This is a genomic window from Streptomyces sp. NPDC048415 (genome assembly GCF_040651675.1).
Taxonomy (GTDB): domain Bacteria; phylum Actinomycetota; class Actinomycetes; order Streptomycetales; family Streptomycetaceae; genus Streptomyces.
The window spans coordinates 1-22,173 of sequence record NZ_JBEZKJ010000089.1; the positions used below are offsets into that span (position 1 = coordinate 1).

General features: G+C 69.4%; 17 protein-coding genes, 1 tRNA gene and 2 pseudogenes. 5 read left to right on the forward strand and 15 right to left on the reverse strand.

Annotation, left to right across the window (positions count from 1 at the left end):
* Positions 1-116: 116 nt before the first annotated feature.
* A complete protein-coding gene (locus AB0D27_RS36490; RefSeq protein ID WP_362517306.1) occupies positions 117-770 on the reverse strand; it encodes a response regulator in 654 nt (217 codons plus the stop codon).
* 101 nt (positions 771-871) lie between these two features.
* Between AB0D27_RS36490 and AB0D27_RS36495 the strand changes: the two genes are divergently transcribed.
* From AB0D27_RS36495 to AB0D27_RS36505, 3 genes and pseudogenes are all read left to right on the forward strand, one after another.
* Positions 872-944, forward strand: a tRNA-Leu gene (locus AB0D27_RS36495).
* Between the two features lie 106 nt (positions 945-1,050).
* Positions 1,051-1,830, forward strand: coding sequence for a helix-turn-helix domain-containing protein (locus AB0D27_RS36500; RefSeq protein ID WP_362517309.1), 780 nt, complete (start codon positions 1,051-1,053; stop codon positions 1,828-1,830).
* Between the two features lie 107 nt (positions 1,831-1,937).
* Positions 1,938-2,537: pseudogene (locus AB0D27_RS36505) on the forward strand (MBL fold metallo-hydrolase); the annotation flags it as partial.
* Positions 2,538-2,702: 165 nt separating this feature from the next.
* Here the strand turns inward: AB0D27_RS36505 and pyk are convergent.
* Together pyk and AB0D27_RS36515 are read right to left on the reverse strand one after the other, a co-directional pair.
* A complete protein-coding gene (gene pyk / locus AB0D27_RS36510) occupies positions 2,703-4,139 on the reverse strand; it encodes a pyruvate kinase (RefSeq protein ID WP_362517311.1) in 1,437 nt (478 codons plus the stop codon).
* Positions 4,140-4,264: 125 nt separating this feature from the next.
* Positions 4,265-4,984, reverse strand: a complete 720-nt coding sequence (locus tag AB0D27_RS36515; protein WP_362517313.1) for an SIMPL domain-containing protein — start codon at positions 4,982-4,984, stop codon at positions 4,265-4,267.
* A 138-nt stretch (positions 4,985-5,122) separates the two neighbouring features.
* On the opposite strand from AB0D27_RS36515, the gene AB0D27_RS36520 reads away from it, so the two are divergent.
* Positions 5,123-6,928 (forward strand): 5'-nucleotidase C-terminal domain-containing protein, encoded by a 1,806-nt coding sequence (locus AB0D27_RS36520; RefSeq protein WP_362517315.1) that lies wholly within the window; start codon positions 5,123-5,125, stop codon positions 6,926-6,928.
* An 80-nt stretch (positions 6,929-7,008) separates the two neighbouring features.
* Here the strand turns inward: AB0D27_RS36520 and AB0D27_RS36525 are convergent, their stop codons facing one another.
* The 9 genes from AB0D27_RS36525 to AB0D27_RS36565 form a co-directional block, all read right to left on the reverse strand.
* Positions 7,009-7,461 (reverse strand): GDSL-type esterase/lipase family protein, encoded by a 453-nt coding sequence (locus tag AB0D27_RS36525; RefSeq protein WP_362517318.1) that lies wholly within the window; start codon positions 7,459-7,461, stop codon positions 7,009-7,011.
* A complete protein-coding gene (locus AB0D27_RS36530; protein ID WP_362517320.1) occupies positions 7,416-7,763 on the reverse strand; it encodes a hypothetical protein in 348 nt (115 codons plus the stop codon). The genes AB0D27_RS36525 and AB0D27_RS36530 overlap by 46 nt, the downstream gene beginning before the upstream one ends.
* Positions 7,764-7,777: 14 nt before the next feature.
* A complete protein-coding gene (locus tag AB0D27_RS36535; RefSeq protein ID WP_362517323.1) occupies positions 7,778-8,155 on the reverse strand; it encodes a hypothetical protein in 378 nt (125 codons plus the stop codon).
* A gap of 50 nt (positions 8,156-8,205) precedes the next feature.
* Positions 8,206-9,627 carry a SidA/IucD/PvdA family monooxygenase gene (locus AB0D27_RS36540; RefSeq protein WP_362517325.1) on the reverse strand — a complete coding sequence of 474 codons (1,422 nt, stop codon included), beginning with the start codon at positions 9,625-9,627 and terminating at the stop codon, positions 8,206-8,208.
* Positions 9,624-10,979: an aminotransferase class I/II-fold pyridoxal phosphate-dependent enzyme gene (locus AB0D27_RS36545; RefSeq protein ID WP_362517328.1), complete on the reverse strand. Its 1,356-nt coding sequence runs from the start codon at positions 10,977-10,979 to the stop codon at positions 9,624-9,626. Before AB0D27_RS36545 ends, AB0D27_RS36540 begins: the two co-directional genes overlap by 4 nt.
* A 242-nt stretch (positions 10,980-11,221) precedes the next feature.
* Complete coding sequence (pepN, locus tag AB0D27_RS36550; protein WP_362517331.1) at positions 11,222-13,708, reverse strand: aminopeptidase N; 2,487 nt, start codon at positions 13,706-13,708, stop codon at positions 11,222-11,224.
* 55 nt (positions 13,709-13,763) lie between these two features.
* Positions 13,764-14,294, reverse strand: a complete 531-nt coding sequence (locus tag AB0D27_RS36555) for a response regulator (protein ID WP_362517334.1) — start codon at positions 14,292-14,294, stop codon at positions 13,764-13,766.
* Positions 14,295-14,446: 152 nt separating this feature from the next.
* Positions 14,447-14,791, reverse strand: coding sequence for a chorismate mutase (locus AB0D27_RS36560; protein WP_362517337.1), 345 nt, complete (start codon positions 14,789-14,791; stop codon positions 14,447-14,449).
* 11 nt (positions 14,792-14,802) lie between these two features.
* Positions 14,803-15,687 (reverse strand): AraC family transcriptional regulator, encoded by an 885-nt coding sequence (locus AB0D27_RS36565; protein WP_362517339.1) that lies wholly within the window; start codon positions 15,685-15,687, stop codon positions 14,803-14,805.
* A gap of 95 nt (positions 15,688-15,782) precedes the next feature.
* On the opposite strand from AB0D27_RS36565, the gene AB0D27_RS36570 reads away from it, so the two are divergent.
* The gene (locus AB0D27_RS36570; RefSeq protein ID WP_362517342.1) at positions 15,783-17,609 is read left to right on the forward strand and encodes a beta-galactosidase family protein; all 1,827 of its coding nucleotides are present in this window, start codon (positions 15,783-15,785) and stop codon (positions 17,607-17,609) included.
* Here AB0D27_RS36570 and AB0D27_RS36575 read toward each other — a convergent pair.
* The 3 genes and pseudogenes from AB0D27_RS36575 to AB0D27_RS36585 all read right to left on the reverse strand — a co-directional run.
* A pseudogene (locus tag AB0D27_RS36575) lies at positions 17,501-20,545 on the reverse strand (endo-alpha-N-acetylgalactosaminidase family protein); the annotation flags it as partial. The gene AB0D27_RS36570 and the pseudogene AB0D27_RS36575 sit on opposite strands and share 109 nt — an antisense overlap.
* A complete protein-coding gene (locus AB0D27_RS36580) occupies positions 20,476-21,084 on the reverse strand; it encodes a GNAT family N-acetyltransferase (RefSeq protein WP_362517345.1) in 609 nt (202 codons plus the stop codon). The gene AB0D27_RS36580 and the pseudogene AB0D27_RS36575, both read right to left, overlap by 70 nt.
* Positions 21,085-21,213: 129 nt before the next feature.
* On the reverse strand, positions 21,214-21,996 hold the full coding sequence (locus AB0D27_RS36585; RefSeq protein WP_362517348.1) for a serine protease: 783 nt from the start codon (positions 21,994-21,996) through the stop codon (positions 21,214-21,216).
* Between the last annotated feature and the right edge of the window lie 177 nt (positions 21,997-22,173).

Consider the following 22,173-nt stretch of genomic DNA (forward strand, 5'->3'; position numbering starts at 1 on the left):
CCCCGACTAACCCGACCCCCCGCCACCCCGGGGCGTGTACTGCCCCCTCCCCTGGAACACTATGCGCCCCGCCCCCCTGGGGGGGGCGCGGGCCTCTTCCGCTGCACGAGTCCGGACTAACCCTTGGACTTCTTCTCCTCGGCGTCCTGAATGACCGCCTCCGCGACCTGCTGCATCGACATACGGCGGTCCATCGACGTCTTCTGAATCCACCGGAAGGCAGCAGGCTCCGTCAGCCCGTACTCCGTCTGAAGGACGGACTTTGCGCGGTCGACGAGCTTCCGCGTCTCCAGACGCAGCGTGAGATCCTCGATCTCCTTCTCCAGCGCCTTCAGCTCCGTGAACCGCGAGACAGCCATCTCGATCGCCGGCACGACATCACTCTTGCTGAACGGCTTCACCAGATACGCCATCGCACCCGCGTCACGCGCACGCTCGACGAGGTCGCGCTGCGAGAACGCGGTGAGCATCAGGACGGGAGCGATGCCCTCCTCAGCGATCTTCTCGGCGGCCGAGATGCCATCCAACTTGGGCATCTTCACATCGAGGATCACCAGGTCCGGCTTGTGCTTCCGGGCCAGCTCGACGGCCTCCTCACCGTCACCCGCCTCGCCTACGACGGAATAGCCCTCTTCCTCCAGCATCTCCTTGAGGTCGAGACGAATCAGCGCCTCGTCCTCAGCGATGACGACACGGGTCGTCAGCGGAGGCACGTGCGACTTGTCGTCGTCGGGCGCGTCTACGGGCTGGGGCGACTCGGGGGCGGTCACGGGGGCTCCTCGTTCAGGGGCGGGTACTGCTCCCAAGAGCCTACCTAGCTGCGGTAAGGTGAGGGCACGGCGGGTGACCGCCAGCCTTTGTTTTAGAGGAAGCCCCGGTAGTCCAGCGGTAGAGACACGGTGCTCAAACCACCGACAGCGTGGGTTCGAATCCCACCCGGGGCACTTTTCCTTCGATTCCAAGGTCGACGCAAATAAGCGGATGTTCCCGTTCTCGTGAACATCCGCTTTTTGCTGCGTGCGGTCACGATCGATAACACACAGTGTCCGCATGGAACAGCACAGCCCTTCGATTCGCGCCCAAGCGGTCGCACTCATGCGCCAGGGCACGCCCAACCGCACTGTCGCGGAGAACCTCAACGTCCCGCGCGGAACTGTCGGTTGGTGGCGCAGCGAAGATCGCAGAGTGCGCGGCGAAACCTACGAGCAGCCGACGGACTGTCCTCAGTGCACAACCCGTGACTTCGACAGGGTCGCATATGCCTACTTACTGGGCCTCTACCTCGGCGACGGCCACATCGTCTCGAAGCCCAAGCAGCACCACTTGTCCATCTTTTGCAACGCCACTCAGACCGGCCTGATCGCGGCCGCCGAAGACGCGATGCGCAAGGTGATGCCGCTGCCGAGCGTCAAACAGCGCTACAAGCCGGGCTGCATCGAGGTCAAGTCCTACACCAAGCACTGGACGTGCATGTTCCCTCAGCACGGCCCCGGCAAGAAGCACGAGCGCCCCATCGTCCTTGAACCCTGGCAGCAGGACGTCGTCGACGCCCACCCCTGGGAGTTCGTCCGGGGCCTCATCCACTCCGACGGCTGCCGGATCACCAACTGGACGACCCGCCTAGTCGGCGGTGAGCGGCAGCGCTACGAGTATCCCCGGTACTTCTTCACCAACGTCTCAGACGACATCCGCCAGCTCTACACGGACACCCTCGACACGCTTGGCATCCAGTGGACCCACTGCACCCGCAACGGGAACCCGTACAACATCTCCGTCGCCAAGAAGGCCTCCGTTGCCCTCATGGACACCCACGTAGGCCCCAAGTACTGACCCCGCAATATGACCCGTCACCGCCCACCCCGCCCCCGACTGGGAGCTGCCCCAATTCGCGGAAGAACGGTTGACCGGCGGTAGCCCCCGCGGCGATCTTCGGCCGCATGACTCCGATGAACAGACGAGGTTTCGTCGCCGCGGCCGCCGGTGCGGCTGCGGCGGCTGTCGCAGTGAGCGCGCAGTCCGCCTCGGCCCTCGACGCCGACGGCGGAGGCAATACGACGGACACCGGTGATTTCGAGGCCGCCGACAAGGGATTCATCGCCGCGCTCGAACCCGGCGTAGTAAAGAACGCCGCCGGCGCCGTCGTGTGGGACAACGACGCGTACGGCTTCCTGAAGGACCCGGCGCCCAAGACCGCGAACGCCAGTCTGCGGCGGCAGTCGCAGCTCACGCGGAAGCAGGGGCTGTACAAGGTGACGGACCGGATCTATCAAGTGCGGGGGCTCGATCTGTCCAGCATGACCATCGTGGAGGGCGACACCGGCATCGTCGTCATCGATCCGCTCATTTCCGCCGAGACGGCCGCCGCCGCGCTGAAGCTGTATCGCGATCACGTGGCGGTCAGGAAGGTCACGGGGTTGGTCTACGCGCACCCCCATGTGGACCACTACGGAGGTTGCTGTGGCGTTCTGCCGGACGGGGCGGGGGACGTACCCATCTTCGCCCCCGAGGGGTTCATGGAGCACGCCGTCTCCGAGAACCACGACCAAGGCGCAGTTGCTTCTGCTGCTTGCGGGGAAGGGGCTGGGGTCGATTCGGACGTCGGGTGACGCGGCCCTGCTGACGAAGCTGTTTTCGGTGGTCGCGAGCCCGACGGCGGACTTCGACGTCGTGAGGCCGTAAGGCCCCATAGAGCGCCTCGTTCGCTACTTGGGGCTGTCGTCCTCGCCGATGTGGTGGACGCGTACGAGGTTGGTGGTGCCGGATACGCCGGGTGGGGATCCCGCCGTGATGACGACGATGTCGCCCTTTTGGCAGCGGCCGTATTTGAGGAGCAGTTCGTCGACCTGGTCGACCATGGCGTCGGTGGAGTCGACGTGGGGGCCGAGGAAGGTTTCCACGCCCCAGGTCAGGTTCAGCTGCGACCGGGTGGCTGGGGCCGGTGTGAAGGCCAGCAGTGGGATCGGTGACCTGTATCGCGACAGGCGGCGGACCGTGTCGCCCGACTGTGTGAACGCGACCAGGAACTTCGCCCCCAGGAAGTCGCCCATTTCGGCGGCGGCGCGGGCGACGGCGCCGCCTTGGGTGCGGGGTTTGTTGCGTTCGGTGAGTGGGGGGAGTCCCTTGGCGAGGATGTCTTCCTCGGCGGCTTCGACGATGCGGGCCATGGTGCGTACGGCCGCGATGGGGTATTTGCCGATGCTGGTCTCGCCCGACAGCATCACGGCGTCCGTGCCGTCGATGACGGCGTTGGCGACGTCGGAGGCCTCGGCGCGGGTGGGCCGGGAGTTGTCGATCATCGAGTCGAGCATCTGGGTGGCGACGATGACTGGTTTGGCGTTGCGCTTGGCGAGTTTGATGGCGCGCTTTTGGACGATGGGGACCTGTTCGAGGGGCATTTCCACGCCGAGGTCGCCGCGGGCGACCATGATTGCGTCGAAGGCGGCGACGATGTCGTCGATGTTGTCGACGGCTTGGGGTTTTTCGACTTTGGCGATGACGGGGAGGCGGCGGCCTTCCTCGTCCATGATGCGGTGGACGTCGTCGATGTCGCGTCCGCTGCGGACGAAGGAGAGGGCGATGATGTCGAAGCCGGAGCGCAGGGCCCAGCGGAGGTCTGCTTCGTCCTTGTCGGAGAGGGCGGGGACGGAGACGGCGACGCCGGGGAGGTTGAGGCCTTTGTGGTCGGAGACCATGCCGCCTTCGATGACGGTGGTGTGGACGCGGGGGCCGTCGATGGTGGTGACTTCGAGGCAGACTTTGCCGTCGTCGACGAGGATGCGTTCGCCGGTGGTGACGTCGGCTGCGAGTCCTTCGTAGGTTGTGCCGCAGGTGTGGCGGTCGCCCTCGGCTCCCTCTTCGACGGTGATGGTGAAGGTATCTCCGCGTTCAAGGAGTACGGGGCCTTCGCTGAAGTGGCCGAGTCGGATCTTCGGGCCTTGAAGGTCGGCGAGGATTCCGACGCTGCGGCCGGTTTCGTCGGAGGCTTTTCGTACGTGGTGGTAGCGCTCCTCGTGTTCGGCGTAGGTGCCGTGGCTGAGGTTGAAGCGGGCTACGTCCATTCCGGCGTCGACCAGGGCTTTGATCTGGTCGTAGGTGTCGGTGGCGGGGCCCAATGTACAGACGATTTTTGCTCGGCGCATGGTTTGAGCCTAGGCCTTACCGGTCAGTAGGGAATTGGCCCGGCATGACCACTCAACAACCTTTGCGTGAAGGGTTATTGACAAGCGTTGAATTGTGCGCGGGGGTGCTCCAATGAGCGCGGCGTCTATGCGGACAACTCCGGTGGGGCCATGGTGAAGCGGGCGTTTACCTGGGCGTAGACGTGTTGACGTTGGGGTTCGAGGTCGAGGGGGGCGGCTTCGTCGGCGGCGCCGGCGCCGTGGGCCATGGAGCGCATGGCGCGGCCGGGGGCGGCGGGGTAGGGCTGGGCGTTCTCGGCGCCGATGTCGGCGAGTTCGACGAGTGCGGCGAGGGTGGTTCCGAGGGCTTCGGCGTATTCGCGGGCGCGTTGGACGGCTTCGTGGACGGCTTGCTGCCTGGCCCGGCGGTGGGAGGGTGAGTCGGGGCGCAGGGTCCACCAGGGGCCGTCGACGCGGGTGAGGTCCAGGTCGGCGAGTCGTGTCGTGAGCTCGCCCAGTGCTGTGAAGTCGGTGAGTTCGGCGGTGAGGTGGACGCGGCCGTGGTAGGCGCGGATGCGTTCGCCGCGGCCGTGTTTGGTGAGTTCGGGGCTGATGGAGAAGGCGCCGGTTTCGACGCGCTCGACCGCGTCGCCGTAGGACTTGATCAGGTCCAGTGCCGTGGCGTTGCGGTGGGTGAGGTCGGTGAGGGCTTCTCGTCGGTCGGTGCCGCGGGCGCTGACGGTGATGCCGATGCGGGCGATTTCGGGGTCGACTTCGAGGTGGGCTTCGCCGCGGACGGCGATGCGGGGGGATTCGGGTGTTCCGTAGGGGACCGCGGGCTGGGGTTCCGCTGCGCTGGGGGCCATACGTCCCACTCTGTCACTGGGAGGGCGCTTGGGGTGTCTGTCGGTCACCAGATCGAAACCTCCTGGATCTGTTGCCGCTCGTCGTGTCCGGGTCAGAATCTACGCGCGTCGTTGACCATTTCGCGAGGAGCCATAGACATGCCGTTGAACCGCCGGAAGTTCCTGAAGAAGTCCGCTGTGACGGGTGCGGGGGTCGCGCTCGCGGGCGCTGCCGCGGCTCCGGCGGCGCAGGCTGTCGAGGCCGCGGGGAGCGGGAAGTCTCCGAAGCGGTATTCGCTGACGGTGCTGGGCACGACGGACCTGCACGGCCATGTCTTCAACTGGGACTACTTCAAGGACGCGGAGTACACGGACAAGGCGGGCAACGCGCAGGGTCTGGCGCGGATTTCGACGCTGGTGAACGAGATCCGCGAGGAGAAGGGCCGCTGCAACACGCTGCTTCTGGACGCGGGCGACACGATTCAGGGCACTCCGCTGACGTACTACTACGCGAAGGTGGACCCGATCACCGCCAAGGGCGGTCCGGTGCACCCGATGGCGCAGGCGATGAACGCGATCGGGTTCGACGCGGCGGCGCTCGGCAACCATGAGTTCAACTACGGCATCGAGACGCTGCGGAAGTTCGAGTCGCAGTGTCACTTCCCGCTGCTGGGTGCGAACGCGCTGGACGCGAAGACGCTGAAGCCGGCGTTCCCTCCGTACTTCATCAAGAAGTTCCATGTGGCGGGTGCCCCGCCGGTGAAGGTGGCTGTCCTCGGTCTGACGAACCCGGGTATCGCGATCTGGGACAAGGCGTATGTGCAGGGCAGGTTGACGTTCCCGGGTCTTGAGGAGCAGGCGGCGAAGTGGGTGCCGAAGCTGCGGTCGCTGGGGGCGGATGTCGTTGTCGTGTCGGCGCACTCGGGCTCGTCCGGTACGTCGTCGTACGGTGACCAGTTGCCGTATGTGGAGAATTCGGCGGCGCTGGTGGCGCAGCAGGTGCCGGGAATCGACGCGATTCTGGTGGGGCACGCACATGTGGAGATTCCCGAGCTGAAGGTCACCAACACGGCGACGGGGAAGACGGTGGTGCTGTCGGAGCCGTTGGCGTACGCGGAGCGGCTTTCCGTCTTCGACTTCGAGCTGGTCTTCGAGAAGGGGAGGTGGCAGGTCGAGTCGGTGGCGGCGTCGGTCCGCAACTCGAACTCGGTGGCGGACGACCCGAAGATCACCAGGCTGCTGAAGGACGAGCACGACGTGGTCGTGGCGTATGTCAACCAGGTGGTGGGCGGGGCGACCGAGACGCTGACGACGGTCGAGGCGCGGTACAAGGACGCCCCGATCATCGACCTGATCACCAAGGTGCAGGAGGACGTGGTCAAGGCGGCTCTCGTGGGCAGCGAGTACGCGTCGTTGCCGGTGATCGCGCAGGCGTCGCCGTTCTCGCGTACGTCGGAGATTCCGGCCGGGGAGGTGACGATCCGGGATCTGTCGAGTCTGTATGTGTACGACAACACGCTGGTCGCGAAGGTGCTGACGGGCGCGCAGGTGCGGGCGTACCTGGAGTACTCGGCGGAGTATTTCGTCCGGACGGCGGCTGACGCGGCGGTCGATGTGGAGGCGCTGACCAATGCGGGGGGCCGCCCGGACTACAACTACGACTATGTGTCGGGCTTCCACTACGAGATCGACATCGCCCAGGCGGCGGGTTCGCGGATCAAGAACCTGACGTATGGCGGTGCCGCGCTGGATGATGCCCAGCGGTTCGTGCTGGCGGTGAACAACTACCGTGCCAATGGTGGCGGTGCCTTCCCGCATGTCGCTTCCGCCACCGAGGTGTGGTCGGAGTCGACGGAGATCCGTACCCGGATCGCCGAGTGGGTGACGGCGAAGGGCACGCTCGACCCGAAGGAGTTCGCCTCGGTGGACTGGAAGCTGACGCGGAACGGCACGCCGGTTTTCTAGAGGGCCTGTTTTTCTAGAGGGCCTGTTCTTCTAGACGGCCTGTTTTTCTAGACGGCCTGTTTTGCTAGACGGCCTGTTTTCTAGAGGGCCAGCAGGGTTACGTCCACGGCGTCGGCGATGGCTTTCGCGCCGGCGTCGTTGACGTGGAGGCCGTCGCCCGCGTTGAAGTCGTCGCGGATCCGGTCGGGTTGGTCCGGGTCGGCGACGGCGGCCGCTGCGTCGACGATCGCGTCGAAGGGGTGGTGGCCGCCGAGCAGCCAGGCGTTGACCTCGCGGCGTACGGTCTGGCCCGTCTCGCTGTCGTAGCCCTCGTGGACGGTGCCGCGGTAGGGGCCGATGGTGGAGCCGATGACGGTGAGTCCGGCGCCGTGGAGGCGGTCGGCGAGGGCGGTGAGGGCGGCGGTGAAGTCCTCGGCGGTGGGGAGTGTGCCGGGTTCGGGGTGGGAGGTGAATCCGGGCAGGCCGAGGTCGTTGAGCCCGATGTGGATCAGGACGTGGCTGACGCCGGGCACCTGGAGGACGTCGCGTTCCACCCGGGCGAGCAGGTGCTCGCCGATCTCGTCGGTGAGCAGGCGGTTTCCGGAGATGCCTGGTTGACTGTCCAGCCGCGGCTGAGGCGGCGGCTGAGCTGGGCGGGGAAGCTTCGGTCGGTGCCGGGTGTGGTGAACGCGCCCTCGATCCAGGAGTCTTTGAAGGCGACGGCGATCCGGGTGTCGTACGGTGCGAGGACGTCGATCCCGGTGAGGAAGTGACCGATCGTCAGTTCCTCGGCGTCCCTCAGGACTTCGGCGCCGAGCCGGTCGCCGGGGACGGCGTATCCGATGTCGTACGGCACGGCGGAGTAGGTCGTCAGCCCCGTGTTCCCGGGCAGATGGAGGCTGAGGACGAGCTCCTCCCCGCGCCGACGGCCCGCTCGACCGCATCACTGACGATCTCCTCGCCGACGGGAATCGTGGCGTTCGTGGCGCCCGCGAAGAGCAGCGGGGTGTCCGTCGAGGTGTCGATGCCGCTGCCCTCGGTGCGGCAGGCGATGTGTGCCCCGGCTATCTCCAGGGGTTCTTTCCCGTAGCGGTTGCTGAGCCGCACTCGGAAGGCCTCGCCCGGGCCGGCCAGTCGTACGGCTTGTCGGACGGTCTGGTCGGTGAAGCCGCGGGGTTCGAAGAGGTGGAACGTCTCGTACGGGTTGATGACGGCGGAACGTTGCGCGGCGATCCATGTGGTGGTCATGCCGGGCCCAACGCGACCGCCGTAGGGCTTCTTCCTGGCTTGCCGTTTCCCTACCTTCCCTCGACGAGGGGGGTGAGTGTCCGGGTGGTGTGGCGGGCCTGCGGAACCTCGGGGGGCTGCTGGAGTCCGAAGGTGGTGAAGGCGGTTCTTCCCGGGAGCGGGTAGGGGTCTTTGCCGGTGAGGGAGTTGAGGATGGTGGCGCTGCGCCAGGCGGCGAGGCCGAGGTCGGGGGCGCCGACGCCGTGGGTGTGGAGTTCGGCGTTCTGGACGTGGACGTGGCCGGTGACGGAGGGGTCGAGGACGAGACGGAACTGGTCGTCGATGCGGGGGCGTTCGGAGCTGTCGCGGCGCAGGTAGGGGTCGAGTCCGGCGAGGATCTGGCCGAGGGGGCGTTCGCGGTAGCCGGTGGCGAGGACGACGGCGTCGGTGGTGAGGCGGGAGCGGACGCCTTGCTGGCCGTGTTCGAGGTGGAGTTCGACTTTGCTGGTGGCGACGCGTCCGGCGGTGCGGACGGTGACGGCGGGGGTGAGGACGGCGTCGGGCCAGCCGCCGTGCAGGGTGCGGCGGTAGAGCTCGTCGTGGATAGCGGCGATGGTGTCGGCGTCGATGCCTTTGTGGAGTTGCCATTGGGCGGCGACGAGCCGGTCGCGGACGGGTTCGGTGAGGTGGTGGAAGTAGCGGGTGTAGTCGGGGGTGAAGTGCTCGAGGCCGAGCTTGGAGTACTCCATGGGGGCGAAGGCTTCGGTGCGGGCGAGCCAGTGGATCTTCTCGCGTCCGGTGGGCCGGTTGCGCAGGAGGTCCAGGAAGACTTCGGCGCCGGATTGTCCCGCGCCGATGACGGTGATGTGTTCGGCGGTGAGGAACTGCTCGCGGTGCTTGAGGTAGTCCGCGGCGTGGATGACGGGCACGCCGGGGGCTTCGACGAGGGGTTTGAGGGGTTCGGGGATGTGGGGGGCGGTGCCGACGCCGAGGACGATGTTGCGGGTGTAGGAGCGGCCGAGGGCTTCGGCTTCGCCGCCGGTGTCGAGTTGGGTGAAGTCGACTTCGAACAGGGCGCGTTCGGGGTTCCAGCGGACGGCGTCGACCTGGTGGCCGAAGTGGAGGCCGGGGATGTTGTCGGCGACCCAGCGGCAGTAGGCGTCGTATTCGGTGCGCTGGATGTGGAAGCGCTCGGCGAAGTAGAAGGGGAAGAGGCGTTCGCGGGCCTTGAGGTAGTTGAGGAACGACCAGGGGCTGGTGGGGTCGGCGAGGGTCACCAGGTCGGCGAGGAAGGGGACTTGGAGGGTGGCGCCGTCGATGAGGAGGCCGGGGTGCCAGTCGAAGCCGGGGCGTTGTTCGTAGAAGACGGTGTCGAGTTCGGCGAGGGGGTGGGCGAGGGCGGCGAGGGAGAGGTTGAAGGGGCCGATGCCGATGCCCACCAGGTCGCGGGGTGCTTCGGCGGCGGGGCGTGGCGGGTGGGGCGTCGGGCTCATTGGGGGGTGTGTCCTTCCACCAGTTTCAGGAGCGTGGCCAGGTCGCCCGGCCGGGTGTGGGGATTGAGGAGGGTGGCTTTGAGCCAGAGGCGGCCGTCGAGGGCGGCGCGGCCGAGGATGGCGCGGCCTTCGGTGAGGAGGCTGCGGCGTACGGCGGCGACGGCGTCGTCGGTGGCCCCGGCGGGCCGGAACAGGACGGTGCTGATGACCGGCCGGTCGTAGAGTTCGAAGCCGGGGTGGGCAGCTATGAGGTCGGCCAACTCCTGGGCTCGGGCGCAGACTTGGTCGACGAGGGCGCCGAGCCCGGCTCGTCCCAGTGTTTTGAGGGTGACGGCGATTTTGAGGATGTCGGGGCGCCGGCTGGTGCGCAGGGAGCGGCCGAGGAGGTCGGGCAGGCCTGCCTCGGTGTCGTCGTCGGCGTTGAGGTAGTCGGCGCGGTGGGCCAATACGGCGAGGTCGCGCGAGTCCTTTACGGCGAGCAGGCCGGCGGCGACCGGCTGCCAGCCGAGTTTGTGCAGGTCGAGGGTGACGGTGTGGGCGCGGTCGAGTCCGTCGAGTTTGGGCCGGTGCCGGTCGCTGAAGAGGAGGCCTCCGCCGTAGGCGGCGTCGATGTGGAGGCGGGCGCCGTGGGTGGCGCACAGGTCGGCGATCTCGGGCAGCGGGTCGATGAGTCCGGCGTCGGTGGTGCCGGCGGTGGCGGCCACCAGGAAGGGGCCCCGCATCTGAGTGAGGGCTTCGTCGAGGGCGGCCGGGTCCATCGTTGCGTTGGGGGCGGGTACGACGATCGGCTCGGGCAGGCCCAGCAGCCAGGCGGCGCGGGGCAGCGAGTGGTGGGCGCCTGCTCCGCAGACGAGTCGTACGCCGCCGTGTGCTTCCCGGGCGAGGAGGAGGGCGAGCAGGTTGGACTCGGTGCCGCCGGTGGTGACGACAGCGTCCGCCGCGTGCAGTTCCCTGGCCAGGGCGTTGGTGACGAGTGCCTCCAGCTCCGAGGCGGCCGGTGCCTGGTCCCATGAGTCCATCGACGGGTTGAGGACGGTGGCGGCGAGGTCGGCGGCGGTGGCGACGGCGAGGGGCGGGCAGTGCAGGTGGGCGGCGCACAGGGGGTCGGCGGGGTCGGCGGCGCCTTCGGCGAGGGCGCGGACAAGGGTGTGCAGGGCGTTGTCGGCACCCTGCACGGGCAGTACATCGCCGACCGCGTCCCGCACCCGCTGAGCCACCGCCTCGGGTCCCCCTGCGGGCAGCGGTCCCCCGCGCGCCGCGCCACCCTGCCGCAGTGCGTCGAGGACGGTGTCGAGCAACGGCCGCAGGGCGTCGGAGCCTTCGGGACCTGAGGCGAGTGGCGGCGTGCTCATGGGTGTCCTCCGGTGGGCGCGCGGCAGGGGGTCAAGCGTGTACGCGGTTGGGGTCGGCGCGCTCGCCAAAGACAACGATTCGCCCCCGAAAGGGGGTACTGCCGCCCGGAGGAAATGTGGGGGGGAGGGTGGGGGTGCTAAGAGGCGTTTCTCGCCTCCGCCGCCCCTACCCTTCCCGTCCTTGGGGCTCCGCCTCCGAACCCCCGCTCCTTAAACGCCGGAGGGGCTGAGTTATCCCTCCGTTATCCCTCCCGCACGCTCAATGCCCTCCCCAGGTCGTCGAGTTGGTCGGCGAGTTTGCGGCGCAGGGCCGGGATGGGGTCGGCGTCGCGCAGGCAGGTCTCACCGAGGGCGAGGGTTGCGGCGGAGACGGCGTGGACGGGGAAGGCCCAGCGGCCGGCGGCTTCGGCGATGGCGGGTCCGCGGCGGGCGGCGACGGCCACGGCGTCGGACCAGTACCGCTCGACGTACTCCCTTACCAGGTCGGCCTGTTCGGGCTGCCAGAAGCCCTGGGCGGTGGCGGTGAAGAGGTAGTTGGACAGCTCGTCGGAGCCGAACATCTCCTCCCAGGCGTGCCGCTTGGCCTCGGGGTCGGGCAGGGCGGCGCGGCAGCGGGCGGCGCCTTCCTGTCCGGTGGCGCTGGGGTCCTGGACGAGTTCGGCGTCGATGACGGCGTCGTCGACGGCGCCGAGGACGGCGAGCCGGCCGAGGATGCGCCAGCGCAGCTCGGGGTCGAGTTCGGGTCCGCCGGGGACGGTGCCTTCGGAGAACCAGGCGCTGATGGTGTCGGGGTGGGCTGCGACGTCGATGTAGTGGCGTACGGCGGTCAGCCGCAGGCCGGGGTGGGAGCCGTCCTCGGTGCGGCGGATGAGGTCGCGGCACAGGTCGGTGAGGGTGGCGAGGGCGGTCGGGCGGTCCTGGGGCGACAGGTAGCGGTCGGCGACGTGGGCGGACGCGAAAGACAGGACGCCCTGGACGAGGGCGAGGTCACTCTCGTGCGGGAGGTGGGCGCGGGCGGCCTCGATGTAGGCCATGGGGGGCAGTTCACCGTCGCGTACGGCGTCGCGCAGGGAGTTCCAGACGACGGCGCGGGTGAGCGGATCGGGCAGGCCGGACAGGGCTGTGCGGACCGTGTGGAAGGACTCCGCGTCGAAGCGGACCTTGGCGTAGGACAGGTCGCCGTCGTTGAGGAGGAGCAGGGCGGGGCGCTTGCCGATGGCGGCCGGTTCGGTCTGCGGGACGTCGAGGTCGAGGCGTTCGCGGAGGGTGAGGCCGCTGCCGTCGGTGAGGTCGCGGTCGTAGAGGCCGACGGCGATGCGGTGCGGGCGGCTGCCCCGGTGCTCGACGGTGAGGGTGTGGGTGCCGTCGGCGGCGGCGACGGTGGGGATGAGCGTGTCGACGCCGGTGGTGCGCAGCCAGGCCTCGGCCCAGGCGTGTACGTCGCGTTCGGTGGCCGCGGCGAGGGAGTCGAGGAAGTCGCCGAGGGTGGCGTTGGCGAACTTGTGGCGGGCGAAGTGGGTGTTGATGCCGTCGAGGAAGTCCTTCTCGCCGAGCCAGGTCACCAGCTGCCGGAGTGCGGAGGCACCCTTGGCGTAGGAGATGCCGTCGAAGTTGAGCATGGCGGAGGCGGTGTCGGGGACGGCGTCCGGGTCGGGGGCGACGGCGTGGGTGGAGGGGCGCTGGTCGGCGTCGTAGCCCCAGGACTTGCGGGCGACGCCGAAGTCGGTCCAGGTGTCGGTGAAGCGGGTCGCTTCGGTGAGGGTCTGGTAGCCCATGTACTCGGCGAAGGACTCGTTCAGCCAGATGTCGTCCCACCAGCGCAGGGTGACGAGGTCGCCGAACCACATGTGGGCCATCTCGTGGGCGATGACCATGGCGCGGGTCTGCCGCTCGGTGTCGGTGACGGCGGAGCGGTAGATGAACTCGTCGCGGAAGGTGACCAGGCCGGGGTTCTCCATGGCGCCGGCGTTGAACTCGGGGACGAAGGCCTGGTCGTAGGAGTCGAAGGGGTAGGGCTCCTCGAACTTCTCGTGGTAGCGGTCGAAGCAGGCGCGGGTGACGCCGAGGATCTCGTCGGCGTCGGCGTCCAGGTGGGGCGCGAGCGAGCGGCGGCAGTGGATGCCGAAGGGCAGGCCGCGGTGTTCGGTGCGTACGGAGTGCCAGGGACCGGCTGCGACGGCGACGAGGTAGGTGGAGATCAGCGGGGTGGGGGCGGCCTGCCACTTGCCGTCGCCGAGGTGTTCGGTGACGCCGTTGGCGAGGACGGTCCAGCCGTCGGGGGCGGTGACGGTCAGCTCGAAGACGGCCTTGAGGTCGGGCTGGTCGAAGGCGGCGAAGACGCGCTGGACGTCTTCCATGAACAGCTGGGTGTAGAGGTAGCTCTCGCCGTCGGTGGGGTCGGTGAAGCGGTGCATGCCCTCGCCGGTGCGGGAGTAGCGCATGGCGGCGTCGACGCGCAGCTCGTGCTCGCCCGCGGTCAGGCCCTTGAGTGGCAGCCGGTTCTCGACGAGGGTCTCGGGGTCGAGGGGCTGCCCGTCGAGGGTGACGGAGCGCAGCTCGGCGGGCTTCAGCTCGACGAAGGTGTCCGCGTCGGCGCGGGCGGTGAAGCGGATGACGGTCAGGGAGTCGAAGGTCTCGTCCCCGCGGGTCAGGTCGAGTGCGATCCCGTAGTGGTGGACGTCGAGGAGCTGGGCACGGGTCTGCGCTTCGTCGCGCGTCAGTACGGACATGGGGACATGCTGCCTGATGCCTCCGACCAGGCACAGAGGCCGCCGGAGATGAACCTTATGTGCGGCCCTGCTCCAGCTTGCCGTGGCGTGGCTCGCGCTGGAGGGGGACGCGGGTGTCGGGGTGCGGCAGGCCGGGGTCGGGCGGGGCGGGTTCCTTGATCTGGGCGCGCAGTGCGCGCAGCTCCCGTTCGAGTGCCTGGTGGCGCTGGTAGGCGTCGTAAAGGTAGCGGACCTTGGTGCGCAGCGCCCAGGGTTCGACGGGTTTCATGACGAGGTCGGCGACGCCGAGGCCGTAGGCGATGGAGGTGAGTTCGGCGTCCGGGCCGAAGCCGGTGAGCAGGATGATCGGGATGCGCTGGGTCTGCTCCAGGCGCCGCATGTAGCGCACGACGTCGAGGCCGCTGACGCCGGGCATGCGCACGTCCAGGAGGAGCAGCCCGACCTGGCCGCGCAGGACCTCCTTGAGCGCGCCGTCCCCGCTGGTCGCCCGCGCCACCCGGTGGCCGAGCGGGGCCAGGGCGTTCTCCAGGGCGTACAGCGTGTCCTCATGGTCGTCGACGATGAGGATCTTGGCGTCCGATGGCATGGCCCGGCGTCCCCTCGTTTGGACATTCCAGCTTATGCCCGCACGGACCCACTTCTGTGCCCGTGATGTGACTGCGCGTGCCCGACAGGTGCGCTCAGCTTGTGCCCGACAAGGTGTGCTCAGCGCAGGATGCACGCTGGGACCACCCGGTGTCACTCCCTCGTATCGGCCGTGCCGTTGCCCGCGTCGTCCGCGATGCGCTCGTGGTGGCGGATGACCTCGGCGATGATGAAATTCAGCAACTTCTCGGCGAAGGCCGGATCCAGTTTGGCGCTCTCGGCGAGCCGGCGCAGGCGGGCGATCTGGTGGGCCTCGCGGGCCGGGTCGGCGGGCGGCAGCTGGTGCGCGGCCTTGAGATGACCGACCTGCTGGGTGCATTTGAAGCGCTCGGCGAGCATGTGGACGACGGCGGCGTCGATGTTGTCGATGCTGTCGCGCAGCCGGGCGAGTTCGGCGGTGACGGCGGGATCGGCTTCCTGGGGCGTGCTCGTGGTCATGAGGTCCCACCCTACGTGGCGTGCGGGCGGTCGATCATGGGCGGATCGTCGGGGTCCGGTATTCGGTCGCTCCAGCCGCCGGGGACGGTGCGGCCCTGCTGTTCCCGGAAGCGGACGGGCGCGGTGCCGACGCGGCGGGTGAACAGTCGGGAGAAGTAGGCGGGGTCGTCGTAGCCGACGCGGCGGGCGACGGCGGCGACGGGGAGTTCGGTGGCGGCGAGGAGTTCCTTGGCGCGGCCGAGACGGATGCCGAGGAGGTAGTCCTTGGGGCTGCAGCCGGCGCCGCGGCGGACGGCGGTGCGCAGTTGTGCGGGGGTCATGCCGTGCCGGGCCGCGTGGTCGGCGACGGACATCGTCTTGAAGGCGTCGCGGGCGAGGGCCTGGAGTACTTCGTCGCCGTCGGGGGCGAGGTCGGCGCGGGCGCGGCGCAGGGCGACGAGGAGTTCGTGGACGGCGGCGCCGGTCTCCACCTCCAGCAGGGGGTTGCCGCGGCGGGCGGCGCGGGCGATGCGGCCGACGACTGAGCGGGCGGCGGCCGCGTCGGCCAGGGGAACCACGGGCCGGCCGGGTTCGATGTAGCCGAGTTCGGTGTACGTCGCCGTCGCGGGCCCGGTGAAGTCGACGAAGCACTCGTCCCAGCTCGGGTCGGGCCCGTAGTGGTGCGGTGTGCCGGGGGTGAGCCAGATCAGGGCGGGCGCGGTGACGGGGTGGCGGTGACCGTCGGGGGTGCGGTACCAGCCGCTGCCCGCGCTGATCACGACGGCCACATGGTGATCGAGGGTGCGGGGCCCGACGACGGGCAGTTCGCCGTACTGGAGGCCGACTCCGAGGCAGGCGAGGCCGAGCCGGAGGTGGGCGGGCCCGGGGGTGAAATAGCGCATCCAGGTGTGGTACATCCGCTTCCTCCCGCCCGGCCGGTCCCCTCTTGCGTCCAATCAGCGACGATCTTTGTCCATGGACGCGGCTGCCGCCAGGGGGTGATCGTGTGGCCATGAGCGAGTTCACGGTGGGGGACACGGATTTCCTGCTGGACGGCCGGCCGGTGCGGCTGCTGTCCGGCGCGCTGCACTACTTCCGGGTGCGCGAGGAGCAGTGGGCGCACCGGCTGGGGATGCTGCGGGCGATGGGGCTCAACTGTGTGGAGACGTACGTTCCGTGGAATCTCCACGAGCCGCGTCCGGGTGACTTCCGGGACGTACGGCAGCTGGGCCGTTTTCTGGACGCGGTCGGGGAGGCGGGGCTGTGGGCGATCGTACGCCCGGGCCCGTACATCTGCGCGGAGTGGGACAACGGCGGGCTTCCGCACTGGCTGACGGGCAGGCCGCGGACCCGTGACGAGGAGTATCTGCGGCACGTGGAGCGCTGGTTCCATCAGCTGCTGCCGCAGATCGTGGCGCGGCAGATCGACCGCGGCGGGCCCGTGCTGATGGTGCAGGTGGAGAACGAGTACGGGAGCTACGGCTGCGACCAGGTGTATCTGCGCCGGCTGGCCGATCTGCTGCGCGCCGAGGGGGTGAGTGTTCCGCTGTTCACCTCGGACGGCCCCGAGGACCACATGCTGACCGGCGGCTCGGTTCCGGGCGTGCTGGCGACCGCCAACTTCGGCTCCCACGCGCGTGAGGCGTTCGAGACGCTGCGCCGGCACCGCGGCGAGGGCCCACTGATGTGCATGGAGTTCTGGTGCGGCTGGTTCGACCACTGGGGCGCCGAACACGTCGTACGCGATCCGCGGGACGCGGCGGACGCGCTGCGGGAGATCCTGGAGTGCGGGGCGTCGGTCAACGTCTACATGGCGCACGGGGGCACCAACTTCGGGGGCTGGGCCGGCGCCAACCGGGGCGGCGGCGCGCTGCACGAGGGCCCGCTGGAGCCGGACGTCACCTCCTACGACTACGACGCGCCGATCGACGAACTCGGGCGCCCCACCGAGAAGTTCTGGCGCTTCCGGGAGATCCTCGCCGCGTACGCGGACGGACCGCTGCCCGACGTACCCCCCGCGCCCGCCCCGCTCGGGGCATCGGCATCGGTCAGTCTTCCGCAGTGGGCCTCCCTGGACGCCGTACTGGAGACGCTCGGCGGTCCCGAGGCCGAGTACCCCGTGCCGCCCACCTTCGAGGAGCTGGATGTGGACCGGGGCCTGGTCAGGTACGAGGTGACCGTGCCCGGCCCCCGGCAGCCGTACCCGCTGACGCTGCGCGGGCTGCGGGATCTCGCGGTGGTGTACGTCGACGGGGTGGCGGCCGGGGTGCTGACCGAGGAGGACGCGCAGCTGAAGGAGCCCGTCGCCGGGCACGCGCGCGTGGAGCTGTGGGTGGAGTCGCTGGGGAGGGTCAACTACGGGCCGCGCACCGGCGAGCCGAAGGGCATCACCGGAGGTGTGCTGCACGAGCGGCAGTATCTGCACGGGGTGCGGGCGCGCGGCCTGCGGCTGGACGCGCTGGACGACGTCTCGGGTGTCGCCTTCGGCGCGCTCCCCGGGACGGGCGCCCCCGGCCTCTACCGCGGCACCGTGGAGGTGCGCGGCGCCGGGGACGCCCTTCTCGAACTCCCGGGCTGGACTCGGGGGTTCGTGTGGATCAACGGGTTCAATCTCGGACGCTACTGGTCCATGGGCCCCCAGCGCTCGCTGTACGTCCCCGGGCCGGTCCTGCGTGAGGGAGTGAACGAGGTGTGGGTGCTGGAGCTTCAGGAGGCCTCGGGCATCTCGGTCACCTCGGTCACCTCGAAGGCGTCCAGCGTGAACTCCGCCGTGCCGTCGTCCCCGGTCTTGCGCAGCCCGACCCAGGCCTCGCCCTCGGCGGGTGCGGTGAACTCGTAGGTCAGTTCGGCCGGTTCGGTCGCCACCGGCAGCGACGCGCGGGCGAGTTCGCTCGTGCTCGCGCCCTGGTCGACGGCGGTGATCCAGGCGTACTGCCCGGCCTTCTCGTTCTCGTAGCGGAAGGTGACCCGGTAGCGGCGTCCCGGCCGGAAGCGGACCGTGTGCGGCACGGTCCGGTAGACCAGGCCGTCGTTCTCACCGCGTGACTTCAGTGACTCGAAGCCGTCAACGACGTCGTCGATCGCCTTGCCGTTCCAGCCGCGCTGGGTGAACGGCGCGTGCCGCTGGGCGATATGGGTGCGCGGGTCGGTGGCACCGCCCGCGTCGCCCTTCACGAAAGGGCCCCAGCCCTGCGGGACGTGCTCGAAGTCCTCGAAGACAAGGGTTCCTTGTTTGGTGGTACGTGGTGCCGGTACGACCCGCACGTTGTCGAAACGCACGCGCGCGTGCCCGGCGTCGGCGCGCAGGGTGAGGTCGACGGGGCCGCCGCCCTCGGGCACGGTGAAGTAGGTGAACATCCGCTGGAAGCGGGTGCCGTGCTTGCGGTCGGCGGCGACGTAGTTGCCCGCGGTGGACGTCTCGGTCCAGTTGACGGCCGTGACACCGTCGGCGGTACGGACCTGGAGGGACGCCTTGCGGGTGTCGTCCGCGCTCTCGCCCACCTCGACCTGCACGGACGCGGCGTACGGGCATGGCCTGAGGCGGGTGAGCCGCTGGGACACGGTGGTGGCGCCACCGGAGGCGATCACCAGCTCGTAGTCGCCGAGGTCGCTGATCCGGACGGCGGCGGGACCGCTGACCGTCCAGCCCCTCAGCGAACCGGAGTGGAAGCCGGGGTCGTGCAGCGGGGTGGCCTGGCCCCAGGCGGGGGCGGGGGCGTCGGCGACGCGGGTGCGGTAGAGGACGTACGGCTGCTTGGCCGTGGCGTCGAGGGTGATCTCCCCGGCCCGCACGGGGACGTACTTCAGGAACACCCGGCCCTGATCGGTGAGCCGGTAGAGGGCGACCCGGGAGAGGCCTTCCCAGCCGCGCGGAAGCCGCCAACTGCTTCGGCCACCGGCCGGGTTGTAGTGGTAGAGCTTCGTGGGCTTCTTGGGCTCCCAGGGCAGGAGATAGCGGCCGTCGTCGTAGACGAGTCGGCCGTCGGTGGTGATGCGGCGGGTGCCGTCGGCATCGGAGACGGACGTAGGCCCGTCGAAGGTGATCTCGTGCTCGCCCCATGTCCTGATCGGGTAGGCCTGGAGATACTTGGCGGGCAGGGAGTGGGTCCAGATCAGGTCGTGGAAGGCGTTCCAGTCGGTCTTGCCGGTCCAGCCCTCGAAGTTGCCCATGCGGGCGATGCCCAGCAGGGTGGGCCACTTGTCGGCGAAGACGTCCTTCTGGTGGTTGCGGATGAAGCGGATCAGCCGGGAGTTGATGCCGCGGGAGGTGTCGGGGCCGTAGTCCGTCTCGGTCGCCCAGTGGGACCACAGGCAGGAGCGCTCCAGGCCGTGACCCCACTCGGAGGTGACGTGCCAGCCCTGTTCGCGCAGGGCGCGCTGGAGGCGGTCGGAGGTCCAGCCGGACTCGCGGAAGACGTCGATGTAGAGGGAGTTCAGGGCCGGGTCGGTCTCCGCTCGCAGATCGGCGAAGCGTTTGATGATGCCGCCGGAGACGAGGTCGCGGCGCTGGTCGATGCGATAGCTCTGGTCCAGCCAGTCCCACTGTTCGTTCGTCTTGTCGACGAGGGTCTCGGAGAAGGCGTGGGCGACGGGGTAGGACTCGGTGGCGTTGACATGGACGGCGAAGTCGCTGTTCCACTTCTTGCCCTCCCGGACCAGGGTGTTGAGGTCGTCGAGGCCACCGGCGCGCTTGTTGTGGTTGCCCGCGTAGTCGGGGTGCGCGGAGTCGTGGCCCTCGGACTGGTAGCCCTTCAGCAGGGTGAACTGCCGCAGCCCGTCGGTCGCCAGGGAGATCCGCTTGACGTTGTCGAGGGTGGTGAGGAACGGGTTGGTGGCCTGCGAGGCGAAGTTGAAGGGGATGTGCGGGACGACGCGCAGATACGTCTCGTCGGCGCCGAGCGGAGTGACCATGATGTCGCGGAAGGCGATCGCCGCGTCCTGCCAGTCGATCACGCCGTCGCCGTTGCGGTCGCCGGTGACGATCACGGTGGCGTACGGGAGGGGCTCGGTGTCGGTCGCGGTCGCGGCGCGGTGGGTCCACTGGCCGGGGCAGAGCTGGGCCTTGACGTAGCCGTCCTTGCGGACGGTCTGGCGCCAGAGCCTGCCGTTCTCCCACGAACTGGTGCTGTCGGGCTTGTCGTAGACGGTGTTGGTCTCCACGGCGCCCGCGAGTCCATGGTGCGCGACGACGGCGTACGCGCATCCGGTGGCCGCCTCCGCCGGGCTGTCCGCGGTCGGAGTGACCAGGGTGTCGCCGCTCTTGGACTTGTCCAGCTGGATGCGGGCGGCGAGGAGTTGGGCGCCGGGCTGGTCGCTGCGGACGCAGAGGAAGGCGAGGCTGGGGATGCGGAGGGTGCCGACGGGGAGGGCGGCGGTGTCGGCGATGTCCGTGACGCGCCAGTCGACTTGACGGTCCGACACCTTGATCTCGACGTCGATCGTGGTGCCGCCGTCGAAGGTGAGGCGGTACGTGGCCGAGGCGTCGGCCGCCGTGGCGGTGACCGTCGGGATGCGCTCGGTGCCGTCGATCAGGACGGAGGTGATCTCGTCCTCCTGGCCGTGCAGGACGGCGCCGCTGGCGCGGTCGGTGTAGGAGACGATCCGCGGGAAGGCGGCGGCGACCCGGACTTCCAGGGCGCCGGAGCGGAGGGTGATGTCGTCGCCGGGGGCCGCCGAGGCCGCGCCGGGCGTGCCGAGCGGGGCGCCTATCCCGGCCGCGGCTCCCGCCACGACGACGGCACGACGACTGGGGGCGAACGTGTCTGAGGGCTGCAAGGCTCTCCTCCTGGGGGCGACGTTCCGGGGCGCCAGCGTGCGACGCGTGGGGTCGGCGTGCCCATGGACAAAGGAGGGAGAGCAGTTGGACTAACGGCCGTCAGACTTTCAGCACCTTGTGGACGTGCACGTCCTGATGGCCGCCGGGAATGCCCTCCGTGCGGCCCGTCTCGCGGTAGCCGTGCCGGCGACAGAAGTCGGGAGCCCGGAGTGAACGACGAGACGATCATCTCGGTGCGGCCGCGGCGGGCGCTCTCCTCCTCGGCCGCCTCCAGCAGCTTGCTGCCCCAGCCCGCGTGCCGCTGGTCCTCGCGCACCCACAGCATGTCGACGGCGCAGCAGCTGCCCCGGACCCAGGCGGTGAGTCCGCCGACGAGTTCACCGGCGGTGTCGGTCACCCGGACCGAGAGCGGGGCCGGTTCGCCCGCGCCGGTCGCCGCCGCGTTGAACGCGGTGAGCTCGTCGTCGAGCCGTTGCTCGAGCAGGGCGTCCTTGGCGCCGATCTCCAACGGTGCGCTGGGCTGTTGTCCGGTAGGCATGGCGCCGAGTGTGCCAACGCGCGGATTCATCGCCGAGCCCCTTACCCACCGCCGGTCGCCTGTCCCGGGACCACGGTGACAGGGCGCCCGCGACGGGGATCGCGGACGCCCGCACCGTGACGCGTACGACTACAGCCCTGCCGCCGCCCGGGCTATGTCGGCCGCGAACGTAGAGACCTCGCTGTACACGCCGGGATAGCCGGCCTCCGCGCAGCCCTGGCCCCAGCTGACGATGCCGACCTGGATGTACGCACCGGTGTCGTCCTTGCGGAACATGGGCCCGCCGGAGTCGCCCTGACAGGTGTCGACCCCGCCCTGTGCGACGAATCCGGCGCATATCTCGTCACCGGGGACGAGATCTGCGCCGTACGCCTGCTGGCAGGTGGCGTCGTCGACGAAGGGGACGGTGGCCTTGCGCAGATAGCGCTGCTGGCCGCCGCCCTCGCGGGTGGCGCCCCAGCCGGCGACGGTGAAGTTCCCGTTGTTGTACGCGGTGGTCGTGGCGATCTTCAGGGTGGGCTGCTCGATCGGCTTGGCGAGCTTGATGAGGGCCCAGTCCTTGCCCTTGCCGGTGTAGCCGGGCGCCTGGAGCACCTTCGTCGACTTGACCTTGATCGCGCTGCTGCTCTGCAGGTCGACGACGCCGGCGGTGGCGGTGATGGAGGTGTTGGTGCCCGAACCGTCCACACAGTGCGCGGCGGTCAGGACGATGCTCTTGGTGTACAGGGCGCCGCCGCATCCCATGGACAGACGCACCATGAACGGGAACTCGCCCTGCGCGGCGCGCGTCCCGCCGACGACGGGCGTGGGCGCGGCCTGCGCGGACAGCGGCTGGAGGGACACGGCGGCGAGCGCGACCGCACCGACCGCCAGCACTCTTCTGATGACGCGGAACTTCTTGGGAGACTTCAACGTGCTTCCTTTCGTGGGGGGTTGAACGCAAGGCCGGGCGCACTGGCATGCACCTGCCAAGCTGGTGCGGATTATGAGGACCACCGCGCGGCCCGGGCAAGAGCCGCATTCCGGCCAGCCGCGCCGCCGCGCGCCCGCGCACCCCGCCGCCCGAAGCAACCCCGCTTAGAGTGGAAG

What these genes read in the sequence shown, in the direction of transcription:
- AB0D27_RS36500 (WP_362517309.1), top strand. Translation starts at nt 1,051, where the DNA reads ATGGAACAGCACAGCCCTTCGATTCGCGCCCAAGCGGTCGCACTCATG.
- pyk (WP_362517311.1), bottom strand. Translation starts at nt 4,139, where the DNA reads ATGCGCCGAGCAAAAATCGTCTGTACATTGGGCCCCGCCACCGACACC.
- AB0D27_RS36515 (WP_362517313.1), bottom strand. Translation starts at nt 4,984, where the DNA reads ATGGCCCCCAGCGCAGCGGAACCCCAGCCCGCGGTCCCCTACGGAACA.
- AB0D27_RS36520 (WP_362517315.1), top strand. Translation starts at nt 5,123, where the DNA reads ATGCCGTTGAACCGCCGGAAGTTCCTGAAGAAGTCCGCTGTGACGGGT.
- AB0D27_RS36535 (WP_362517323.1), bottom strand. Translation starts at nt 8,155, where the DNA reads ATGACCACCACATGGATCGCCGCGCAACGTTCCGCCGTCATCAACCCG.
- AB0D27_RS36540 (WP_362517325.1), bottom strand. Translation starts at nt 9,627, where the DNA reads ATGAGCCCGACGCCCCACCCGCCACGCCCCGCCGCCGAAGCACCCCGC.
- AB0D27_RS36545 (WP_362517328.1), bottom strand. Translation starts at nt 10,979, where the DNA reads ATGAGCACGCCGCCACTCGCCTCAGGTCCCGAAGGCTCCGACGCCCTG.
- pepN (WP_362517331.1), bottom strand. Translation starts at nt 13,708, where the DNA reads ATGTCCGTACTGACGCGCGACGAAGCGCAGACCCGTGCCCAGCTCCTC.
- AB0D27_RS36555 (WP_362517334.1), bottom strand. Translation starts at nt 14,294, where the DNA reads ATGCCATCGGACGCCAAGATCCTCATCGTCGACGACCATGAGGACACG.
- AB0D27_RS36560 (WP_362517337.1), bottom strand. Translation starts at nt 14,791, where the DNA reads ATGACCACGAGCACGCCCCAGGAAGCCGATCCCGCCGTCACCGCCGAA.
- AB0D27_RS36565 (WP_362517339.1), bottom strand. Translation starts at nt 15,687, where the DNA reads ATGTACCACACCTGGATGCGCTATTTCACCCCCGGGCCCGCCCACCTC.
- AB0D27_RS36570 (WP_362517342.1), top strand. Translation starts at nt 15,783, where the DNA reads ATGAGCGAGTTCACGGTGGGGGACACGGATTTCCTGCTGGACGGCCGG.
- AB0D27_RS36580 (WP_362517345.1), bottom strand. Translation starts at nt 21,084, where the DNA reads ATGCCTACCGGACAACAGCCCAGCGCACCGTTGGAGATCGGCGCCAAG.